This window comes from Proteus sp. G2300, assembly GCF_009915965.1.
Classification (GTDB): Bacteria; Pseudomonadota; Gammaproteobacteria; order Enterobacterales; family Enterobacteriaceae; genus Proteus; species Proteus vulgaris.
The window spans coordinates 72,613-82,500 of the sequence record NZ_JAABNK010000020.1; the positions used below are offsets into that span (position 1 = coordinate 72,613).

Annotated in this window: 8 protein-coding genes (1 of these 8 only partly in view); 6 read left to right on the forward strand and 2 right to left on the reverse strand. The window is 39.4% G+C overall.

Annotated features, from left to right (window positions below):
• Nucleotides 1-23 precede the first annotated feature (23 nt).
• Together ubiD and fre are read left to right on the forward strand one after the other, a co-directional pair.
• The gene (gene ubiD / locus GWI97_RS09925) at nucleotides 24-1,493 is read left to right on the forward strand and encodes a 4-hydroxy-3-polyprenylbenzoate decarboxylase (protein WP_036939659.1); all 1,470 of its coding nucleotides are present in this window, start codon (nucleotides 24-26) and stop codon (nucleotides 1,491-1,493) included.
• A gap of 15 nt (nucleotides 1,494-1,508) precedes the next feature.
• Nucleotides 1,509-2,210 (forward strand): NAD(P)H-flavin reductase, encoded by a 702-nt coding sequence (gene fre, locus GWI97_RS09930; RefSeq protein ID WP_161751941.1) that lies wholly within the window; start codon nucleotides 1,509-1,511, stop codon nucleotides 2,208-2,210.
• A gap of 149 nt (nucleotides 2,211-2,359) precedes the next feature.
• Here fre and fadA read toward each other — a convergent pair whose 3' ends face one another.
• Both fadA and fadB read right to left on the reverse strand, forming a co-directional pair.
• Nucleotides 2,360-3,523, reverse strand: coding sequence for an acetyl-CoA C-acyltransferase FadA (fadA, locus tag GWI97_RS09935; protein ID WP_036939653.1), 1,164 nt, complete (start codon nucleotides 3,521-3,523; stop codon nucleotides 2,360-2,362).
• 11 nt (nucleotides 3,524-3,534) lie between these two features.
• Nucleotides 3,535-5,715: a fatty acid oxidation complex subunit alpha FadB gene (fadB, locus tag GWI97_RS09940; RefSeq protein ID WP_036939652.1), complete on the reverse strand. Its 2,181-nt coding sequence runs from the start codon at nucleotides 5,713-5,715 to the stop codon at nucleotides 3,535-3,537.
• A 267-nt stretch (nucleotides 5,716-5,982) separates the two neighbouring features.
• Here fadB and pepQ point away from each other — a divergent pair, with 267 nt between their 5' ends.
• The 4 genes in view from pepQ to hemG are tightly spaced (at most 25 nt apart) and all read left to right on the forward strand, a layout consistent with a single transcriptional unit that may run on beyond the window.
• Nucleotides 5,983-7,317, forward strand: coding sequence for a Xaa-Pro dipeptidase (gene pepQ, locus GWI97_RS09945; RefSeq protein ID WP_087803813.1), 1,335 nt, complete (start codon nucleotides 5,983-5,985; stop codon nucleotides 7,315-7,317).
• Nucleotides 7,317-7,937 (forward strand): IMPACT family protein, encoded by a 621-nt coding sequence (locus GWI97_RS09950; RefSeq protein ID WP_036939646.1) that lies wholly within the window; start codon nucleotides 7,317-7,319, stop codon nucleotides 7,935-7,937. The genes pepQ and GWI97_RS09950 overlap by 1 nt, the downstream gene beginning before the upstream one ends.
• Nucleotides 7,938-7,962: 25 nt before the next feature.
• Nucleotides 7,963-9,414 carry a Trk system potassium transporter TrkH gene (gene trkH, locus GWI97_RS09955; RefSeq protein WP_036939643.1) on the forward strand — a complete coding sequence of 484 codons (1,452 nt, stop codon included), beginning with the start codon at nucleotides 7,963-7,965 and terminating at the stop codon, nucleotides 9,412-9,414.
• Nucleotides 9,415-9,434: 20 nt separating this feature from the next.
• Nucleotides 9,435-9,888: the 5' portion of a menaquinone-dependent protoporphyrinogen IX dehydrogenase gene (gene hemG, locus GWI97_RS09960; RefSeq protein ID WP_087803812.1), read on the forward strand. The gene runs 77 nt beyond the window's last position; the window shows 454 of its 531 coding nt (coding positions 1-454); it begins with the start codon at nucleotides 9,435-9,437; its stop codon lies beyond the right edge, outside the window.

The following is a 9,888-nucleotide window of genomic DNA, read 5'->3' on the forward strand; positions in this document are numbered from 1 at the left end:
ACTCACTGGCTCGTAAGATTATGATGAAATACCGCGATTTAAGAGATTTCCTTTCATTATTAGAAAAAAAAGGTGAATTAAAACGTATCACCGTTGAAATAGATCCCTACCTTGAAATGACCGAAATAGCGGACAGAACTTTACGTGCCGGTGGGCCTGCACTGTTGTTTGAAAATCCAAAAGGATTTGATATGCCAGTGCTTTGTAACTTATTTGGTACACCAGAGCGTGTCGCAATGGGAATGGGGCAAGATGATGTTAAAGCCCTACACGAGGTTGGAAAGCTATTAGCTTTTCTAAAAGAGCCTGATCCTCCGAAAGGTTTTCGTGATCTCTTTGATAAGTTACCTAAATTTAAGCAAGTTTTAAATATGCCAACAAAACGCTTGAGCAAAGCCCCTTGTCAGGAGGTGGTTTTAACAGGTGATGACGTTGATTTAACGAAGATCCCTGTTATGCATTGTTGGCCTGAAGATGCGGCGCCTTTGATTACTTGGGGATTAACGGTGACTCGCGGTCCATTGAAAGAGCGCCAAAACCTAGGCATTTATCGTCAGCAAGTGCTGGGTAAAAATAAAGTGATTATGCGCTGGTTATCGCATCGTGGTGGTGCTTTAGATTTTCAAGAGTGGTGCCAAAAACACCCCGGAGAACGGTTCCCAGTTTCCGTCGCATTAGGGGCAGATCCTGCCACTATTTTAGGTGCGGTAACACCTGTGCCAGATACCTTATCTGAATATGCATTCGCGGGTTTATTGCGTGGTAATAAATCAGAAGTTGTAAAATGTCTTTCAAATGATCTCGAAGTACCAGCAAGTGCTGAAATTATCCTTGAAGGTTATATTGAGCCAGGAGAGCTCGCGCCAGAAGGGCCATATGGTGATCACACTGGTTATTATAATGAAATCGACTCTTTCCCTGTGTTTACTATTACGCATTTAACACGCCGTAAAGATGCAATTTATCATTCAACATATACCGGACGTCCACCTGATGAACCCGCGGTATTAGGTGTTGCACTTAATGAAGTACTTGTTCCGATATTGCAAAAACAATTTCCTGAAATTGTGGATTTTTATTTGCCTCCAGAAGGATGTTCTTATCGTTTAGCTGTTGTGACCATGAAAAAACAGTATGCGGGTCATGCTAAACGCGTGATGATGGGGGTTTGGTCTTATTTGCGACAATTTATGTACACTAAATTTGTGATTGTTTGCGATGATGATGTCAATGCAAGAGATTGGAAAGATGTGATTTGGGCAATTACGACCAGAATGGATCCTGCGAGAGATACTATTCTGATGGAAAATACGCCTATTGATTATCTCGACTTTGCTTCGCCTGTTTCTGGACTAGGGTCAAAAATGGGGCTTGATGCAACCAATAAATGGCCGGGTGAGACAGATAGAGAATGGGGCAGACCTATTGTGATGTCTGATGAAGTCAAGCAACGAGTCGATACTATTTGGGAACAGCTTGATATTCTTAAATAATAACAGAGGAACAACATGGCAATACTGAATTGTAAAGTCTCACTTGTTGAGCCGATGACAGATACGGTTTATCGGGTAAGATTATTACCTGATGGTGAATTTGATTTTCAGGCTGGGCAATATCTTTTAGCCGTTATGGATGAGCGTGATAAACGTCCTTTTTCTATAGCATCTATACCTGAAAATAAAGACTTTATTGAACTTCATATTGGTGCGTCTGAACTCAATCTTTATGCAATGGCTGTGCTTGATGTGATATTAGAGAAACAACAACTCATGATTGATGTTCCTCACGGAAATGCATGGTTTAGAAAAGAGAGCCAACGTCCGCTGTTATTAATTGCAGGAGGGACGGGATTCTCTTATACCCATTCTATTTTATTGGCGGCATTAGCTGAAAATCCACAGAGACCTATTACAATTTATTGGGGGGGAAGAGAGCGCATTCATCTCTATGATCTTAATGAATTACAAGAATTATCAGAGTTGCATCCTTCTTTAACGATTGTTCCTGTGGTTGAACAACCAGATGAGACTTGGCGAGGCAGAAAAGGGACTGTATTAACTGCAATAAGTGAAGATTTCGGTGATTTATCAGAATATGATATTTACATTGCAGGGCGTTTTGAAATGGCCAAAATAGCCAGAGATCGTTTTTGTAATGAGCGTAATGCGGATAAAACACGTCTATTTAGTGATGCTTTTGAATTTATCTGATAAAGCAACAATGCCTTGTTATTTGCCATTATTGTTGTTTTTAAAGCCATAAAAAAACCCGCCCCTGACGGCGGGAAAATGGTTTTTAACCATGCAATCGAAAAGAATACTTTTCTAACTATAAGAACGTGGATATACAGAATATCGCATTAAACACGTTCTATAATCGTTGCAATACCTTGTCCTAATCCAATACACATTGTCGCTAAGCCAAATTGTGCATCTTTACGTTCCATAATATTGAGTAATGAGGTTGTTATACGTGAACCGGAGCAACCTAAAGGGTGTCCTAAGGCGATTGCACCACCGTTTAAATTAATTTTGTCATCTAGACTTTCTAGCAAATTCATTTTTTTCATACAGGCTAATGATTGTGCTGCAAAAGCTTCATTGAGTTCAAAAATATCAATATCACCGAGTGTTAATCCAGCTTTCTTCAATGCAATTTCTGTGGCAGGAACAGGACCATAACCCATAATAGCGGGATCACACCCTGTAACAGCCATAGCACGAATAATAGCTCGAGGCTTTAAGTTGTGCGCTTTAGCATACCGTTCACTGGTGATAAACATCGCTGATGCACCATCAGAAACTGCTGATGAATTTCCTGCTGTAACAGAGCCTGTTGCGGGATCAAATACTGGCTTAAGCTGCGCTAAATCATCAAGACTTGGATTATAACGAATAACTTCGTCATTTCTGACATTAATGAAATTACCCTCTGTATCATGGCCATTGATAGCCACTATCTCATTATCAAAATAGCCTTGCTGTGTTGCAAGAGCGGCTAAATGGTGAGAACGATAAGCAAATTTATCTTGGTCTTCACGTGAAATTTGGAATGATTTAGCCAACATTTCTGCGGTTAACCCCATGGAAAATGAGGCTTTAGCGACAGAAAGATTAAGCGATGGATTAAAATCTGCATTATAAGTCATCGGTACATGACCCATATGCTCAACACCGCCAATTAATGCCACTTGGCTATCACCAAGCATAATTTGGCGAGCACCATCATGTAGTGCTTGCATTGATGAACCACATAGGCGGTTAACAGTGACAGCTGGCACTTTATGAGGAAGTTCTGCCAGCAACGCAGCATTACGAGCAATATTAAAACCTTGCTCTAAAGTTTGTTGTACACAGCCCCAAATCACATCACCAATATCATTTGGGTTAATATTAGGGTTGCGTTTTAGTAATGCTTGCATCAGGTGAGCAGAGAGATTTTCCGCTCTAACATGGCGAAAAGCACCACCTTTAGAGCGTCCCATCGGAGTACGAATACCATCAATTATGACAACCTTTTCCATTTCATCTCTCCTTAAGCGAGTTCTCTGATGTTAACATCTACTTTTGCGGGTTTTGGATAATAGGTTTCGTTGAGTTGCGCTTTCTGTTTTAAACTTTCAGGGATTTGATAGAGTGGCCCTAATGACGCATATTGCTGTGCATCAGCAACAAATTTCGCTGTCCCAATAGTATCGAGGTAACGGAATACACCACCACGGAAAGGAGGGAAACCTAAGCCATATACTAGTGCGATATCAGCTTCGGCCGGTGAAGCAATAATGCCTTCATCTAAACAACGAATAACCTCATTGATCATCGGGATCATCATGCGAGCAATAATCGTGTCTTCGCTAAACGCTTGTGTTTTACCCGCATTTTGTTGGATTAGTGTTTGAATGTGCCCATCAACCGTCTTTTGTTTTTTTCCTCGTTTATCAACAGAGTAATGATAAAAACCATGATTATTCTTTTGCCCATATCGCTGTTGTTCATATAACAATGCGATAGTATCACGTTCAATAGAGCCCATTCTGTCAGGGAAGCCTTGGGCCATGACTGCTTGAGCATGATTGGCAGTATCAATGCCTACAACATCAAGTAGATATGCTGGCCCCATTGGCCATCCAAATACTTTTTCCATCACCTTATCAACAGCAATAAAATCAGCACCGTCTCTTAGCAAGAGAGAGAATCCCGCAAAATAAGGGAAGAGGACTCGATTTACGAAAAAGCCGGGGCAATCATTAACAATAATTGGTGTTTTGCCCATTTTACTGGCGTAACTAACAACACGATTAATAGTCTGTTCACTGGTTTTTTCACCTTTAATAATTTCCACTAAAGGCATGCGATGAACAGGGTTAAAGAAATGCATACCACAGAAATTTTCTGGGCGTTTTAAGGATTTTGCGAGCAATGAGATAGGTATTGTTGAGGTATTAGAAGCAAGGATCGCGTTATCTGCTAATAATGCTTCTGTTTCTGCAAGTACCGTTGCTTTTACTTTTGGATTTTCAACAACGGCTTCAACCACAATATCTGCATCGCTGACAGAGGCATAATTTAGTGTTGGTTGAATAGAGGCGAGTGTTTTCGCCATATCAACAGCGGTCATGCGACCTTTCTCTTGGCGTTTTTGTAATAGGCTTAGCGCTTCATTCATACCCAGTTCAAGGGATTTTTGGTTAATATCTTTCATAATAACCGGAATACCTTTTAAGGCTGATTGGTAGGAAATTCCACCGCCCATAATACCCGCACCTAATACAGCTGCTTGTTTAGGTAATTCTGCATGCCGTTTTTTCGTAATATTTTTGACATACTGATCATTGAGAAAAATGCCGACTAAGGCTTTAGCAACATCAGTGCGCGTGAGTTTGACAAAACTTTCAGTTTCAAGAGCGAGTGCTTCATCTCTATTTAAGAAGGCTGCTTTTTCGATAGTTTTTACTGCGGTAATAGGGGCTGGGTAATGAGGGCCAGCTACTTTCATCACCATGCCTTTAGCTACACCAAAAGACATCTTATGTTCAAGTTCTGTCAACCTTAATGGCGTTGTTTTCGGATAACGTGCGGCCTTCCAATCAATCTTACCGTCAATCGCTTGCTCTATTAGAGAAAGTGCACTTTCTTTTAAGTTTTCCAATGGAACAATAGCTTGGATCAATCCATTTTGAAGTGCAGTTTGCGCATCAACATCTTTACCCGCAGTAATAATTTCTAATGCATTATCGACACCAATTAAACGAGGAAGACGTACCGATCCCCCAAAGCCGGGCATGATCCCAAGTTTGGTTTCCGGAAGGCCAATACGTAAATCAGGGGATGCAATACGGAAATCGGTCGCAAGTACACATTCGCATCCTCCACCAAGCGCATAACCATTGATAGCAGAGATGGTGGGAACGGGTAAATCTTCGAGTCGACTAAAGATTTGATTCGAAAAGTGTAGCCACTGAGTCAATTCTTCTTCAGGGGCATCAAATAGGGATAGAAACTCAGTGATGTCAGCACCGACAATAAAGGCAGGTTTTTCAGAACGTAAAATAACACCTTTTAGATCTTGTGTTGCTTCTAATACGGTTAAAGCTTCGCTTAGCATCGCAACTGTTTTGGTATCTAATTTATTAATAGAGCCTTTGGCGTTAAAAACGAGTTCAACAATACCTTGTTTCACCCAATTGACTTGAATATTTTCGCTTTGATAGAGCATTTGTATTCTCCCTAAAAGTATAGACTGGTATGACCAGATAATAAGAGTGTGAATACAATGTTAAATAAATGCAAATATTCGATTAATAAATTGCAAGGAGGATCACAGTGAAATTACTTAACTTATTGAATTTTATGATGTTGCTTTATTTGGTAAAAAAAAGTGAAATAAATTGCTAATAATCTATTTTTGTTATGGTGTTAGCCACTAAAAGAGTTGGCGTGTTAAGCTGAATTATTAACAATGAATAAGATAAGGTCATTAATAATGGAAAAATTGCTCTCTCTGTACCAAGAACATATCAAAACTCTACAAAATCGTACGCGTGATGCTTTATCCAGACACCATCTTGATTCCGTATTAATTCATTCTGGTGAGCCTATTCGTATTTTTCTTGATGACAGTGATTACCCTTTTAAAGTTAATGCGCATTTTAAGGCATGGGTACCTGTGACGGATGTCCCCCATTGCTGGTTATTAGTTGATGGTGTTAATAAACCAAAATTATGGTTTTATTCTCCAGTTGATTATTGGCATAGTGTTGAAGCCTTACCAAGTAGCTATTGGACGCATGAAATTGAATTAATTCATCTAAAAAATGTTGATGATATTAAAAAAGAACTTGCGCCTTATATTAATAAGAATACTGCTTATATTGGCCCAAATACGCAACGAGCTGGATCATTAGGCGTGAGTATTGATAATATTAATAATCAATCTCTTCTTAATTATTATCATTACTATCGTGCCTATAAGACAGGTTATGAATTAGCCTGTATGCGTGAAGCTCAGAAAATGGCAGTGAATGGTCATATTGCTGCACGCGAAGCTTTCCAAGCGGGATTAAGTGAATTTGATATTAATATGGCGTATTTAATGGCAACAGGTCATCGTGATACCGATGTACCTTATGGGAATATTGTTGCATTAAATGAGCATGCGGCTGTGTTGCATTACACTAAATTAGATCATGAATCACCAGATGAATATCGTAGTTTCCTGATTGATGCTGGCGCAGAATATAATGGTTATGCTGCTGATATAACTCGTACTTATAGCGCAAAAGAAAATCATGAGTTTACGTCTTTAGTTAAAGATATGAATGATGCACAACAAGCGTTGATCGCAACGATGAAAGCGGGTGTGCGTTACACGGAATACCATGTTCAAATGCATCAACGTATTGCTGGATTACTCAATAAATACGGTATTGTGAAAGGTGTTAGTGAAGAAGAGATGGTGAGTGCTGGCTTAACGACACCATTTTTGCCTCATGGTTTAGGGCATGCTTTAGGTCTGCAAGTTCATGATGCTGCTGGGTTTATGCAAGATGATAAAGGAACTCATTTAGCGGCTCCTGCTATGTATCCATTCTTACGTTGTACACGTATTGTTGAACCTGGCATGGTATTAACGATTGAACCTGGATTTTACTTCATCGATTCTTTATTAGAGCCTTGGAAAGAAGGGAAATACAGCACTCATTTTAATTGGAAGCAAATTGAACACTTCAAACCCTTTGGTGGCATTCGTATTGAAGATAATATTATTATCCACGATAACAAAATTGAAAATATGACTAGAGACTTACACTTAGCCTGATGAAAGCGTATTTGATCCCCGCTGAAACGGTAGAGTTCAGTGAAGAAATAAAGAAAAGCCGTTTTATTACATTTATTGCTCACACTGAGGGTATTGATGCAGCTAAAGCTTATATTCAGTCTATCAAAGAGCAATTTCCTGATGCCCGACATCACTGTTGGGCTTTTGTTGCTGGCAGGCCAGATGATTCGCAACAATTAGGATTCTCTGATGATGGTGAACCAACAGGTACTGCGGGAAAACCTATTCTAGCTCCTCTTTTGGGAAGTGGAATGGGGGAAGTAACTGCAGTTGTTGTTCGGTATTTTGGCGGGATCAAATTAGGAACAGGAGGGTTGGTTCGTGCTTATGGTAGTGGTGTTCAGCAGGCATTAAAAATATTATCAACAAAGACAAAAGTGCCACAATTGCGCTTTAATGTAGAGTGTGAATATTCACTTGTTTCATTACTTGAACAAGTCGTTGAACAATATCAAGGGCAAGTGCTCTCAAGCGAATATACCGATAAAGTCACATTTATTCTTTCATTGCCAGCTGTACATAGTGATGAAGTGGAAATTAAACTACGCGATATGAGTCGTGGTAGTATGCAATTAATCCCATTAGATAAAAATGAATAATCTTTGCTACCAAGGAAATCGCTAAATGCATTTTCGTTCAATAACCCGTATTGTCGGACTGCTCGTTATCTTATTTTCTGTCACGATGATCATTCCTGGTATTGTCGCATTAATATACCGAGATGGTGCCGGACGAGCATTTAGCCAAACATTTATTGTTGCATTGATCATTGGGTTAATGCTGTGGATCCCTAACCGAAATAAAAAAAGTGAGCTTAAGCCTAAAGAAGGTTTTCTTATTGTAGTTTTATTTTGGACTGTGTTAGGCAGTGTGGGGGCATTACCGTTTATTTTCTCTGAACAACCACATCTTTCTATTACAGATGCGTTTTTTGAATCTTTCTCTGGGCTGACAACAACGGGTGCCACAACCTTAGTGGGGCTAGATTCCTTACCTAAAGCTATTTTGTTTTATCGACAAATGCTCCAATGGTTAGGGGGGATGGGGATAATTGTATTAGCTGTTGCTATTCTTCCACTTTTAGGTGTTGGGGGAATGCAGCTATATCGCGCAGAAATGCCGGGGCCATTGAAAGATAATAAAATGCGTCCTCGAATTGCAGAAACAGCAAAAGCACTTTGGCTTATCTATGTTTTGCTTACAATTATTTGTGCTCTAGCGTTATGGATTGCAGGCATGGATGTGTTTGATGCTATTTCTCATAGTTTTTCCACTATTGCGATTGGCGGGTTTTCTACTCACGATGCCAGTATTGGCTATTTTAATAGCCCAACCATTAACATCATTATTGGTGTATTCCTTTTAATTTCTGGCTGTAATTTTGGTTTACACTTCGCCGTATTAACAGGAAGAAGTCTTAATATTTATTGGCGTGATCCTGAATTTCGTATGTTTATCTCAATCCAATTGGGATTAGTCATTATCTGCAGCGGTATTCTTTGGCTTTATTCTGTATATGATTCAGGATGGATAACCATAAATCAGGCTTTTTTCCAAGTTGTCTCTATGGCGACAACCGCAGGTTTTGCAACAGACAGTTTTGCACAATGGCCTGCATTTTTGCCTCTTCTATTATTATGCTCTGCTTTTATTGGTGGATGTGCAGGGTCAACGGGTGGTGGATTAAAAGTGATCCGAATATTACTTTTATTCTTACAAGGAAATCGTGAATTAAAACGTCTTGTTCACCCGAATGCAGTCTATACCATCAAGCTTGGTCATCGGGCATTACCCGAACGTATTATTGAGGCCGTCTGGGGATTTTTCTCCGCTTACGCTTTGGTCTTTATTATTAGCTTAATGTTGTTGATAGCAACAGGGGTTGATGAGTTCTCTGCATTTTCTGCTATTGCAACAACGTTAAATAATCTTGGTCCTGGATTAGGCATTGTCGCTGATAACTTTACGACAATGAATCCGGCAGCAAAATGGATACTCGTCGTAACAATGTTATTTGGACGACTAGAAGTTTTCACATTATTAGTTTTATTTACCCCAACGTTTTGGCGTGATTAATCTAATACAAGGAGTGATGTATGAGCGCGCTATTGTTGTATTGTAGTACTGATGGTCAAACTAAAAAGATCATGACACAAATCGCCAACGAATTAAGACAACACGGTTATGAATGTGATGTGAGAGATTTAACCTCTGTTCAGCAGAGTTTAAATTTATCTGCTTATAATAAAGTATTAGTGGGTGCTTCTATTCGTTATGGTTACTTTAATAAAGCTCTCGATAAATTTATCACTCGTCATCTTGCACAATTAAATAGTATGCCGTCCGCATTCTTTGGCGTTAATCTTACTGCAAGAAAAGCGGAAAAGAATACACCTGAGACGAATGCTTATATGCGTAAATTTTTAGATAAGACTCCGTGGAAGCCAACGTTAACGGGGGTATTTGCTGGCGCACTTTTTTATCCTCGTTATAAATGGATTGATAGAGTCATGATCCAGTTAATTATGAAGATGACAAAAGGTGAAACAG

What these genes read in the sequence shown, in the direction of transcription:
- ubiD (WP_036939659.1), top strand. Translation starts at nt 24, where the DNA reads ATGAAATACCGCGATTTAAGAGATTTCCTTTCATTATTAGAAAAAAAA.
- fre (WP_161751941.1), top strand. Translation starts at nt 1,509, where the DNA reads ATGGCAATACTGAATTGTAAAGTCTCACTTGTTGAGCCGATGACAGAT.
- fadA (WP_036939653.1), bottom strand. Translation starts at nt 3,523, where the DNA reads ATGGAAAAGGTTGTCATAATTGATGGTATTCGTACTCCGATGGGACGC.
- fadB (WP_036939652.1), bottom strand. Translation starts at nt 5,715, where the DNA reads ATGCTCTATCAAAGCGAAAATATTCAAGTCAATTGGGTGAAACAAGGT.
- pepQ (WP_087803813.1), top strand. Translation starts at nt 5,983, where the DNA reads ATGGAAAAATTGCTCTCTCTGTACCAAGAACATATCAAAACTCTACAA.
- GWI97_RS09950 (WP_036939646.1), top strand. Translation starts at nt 7,317, where the DNA reads ATGAAAGCGTATTTGATCCCCGCTGAAACGGTAGAGTTCAGTGAAGAA.
- trkH (WP_036939643.1), top strand. Translation starts at nt 7,963, where the DNA reads ATGCATTTTCGTTCAATAACCCGTATTGTCGGACTGCTCGTTATCTTA.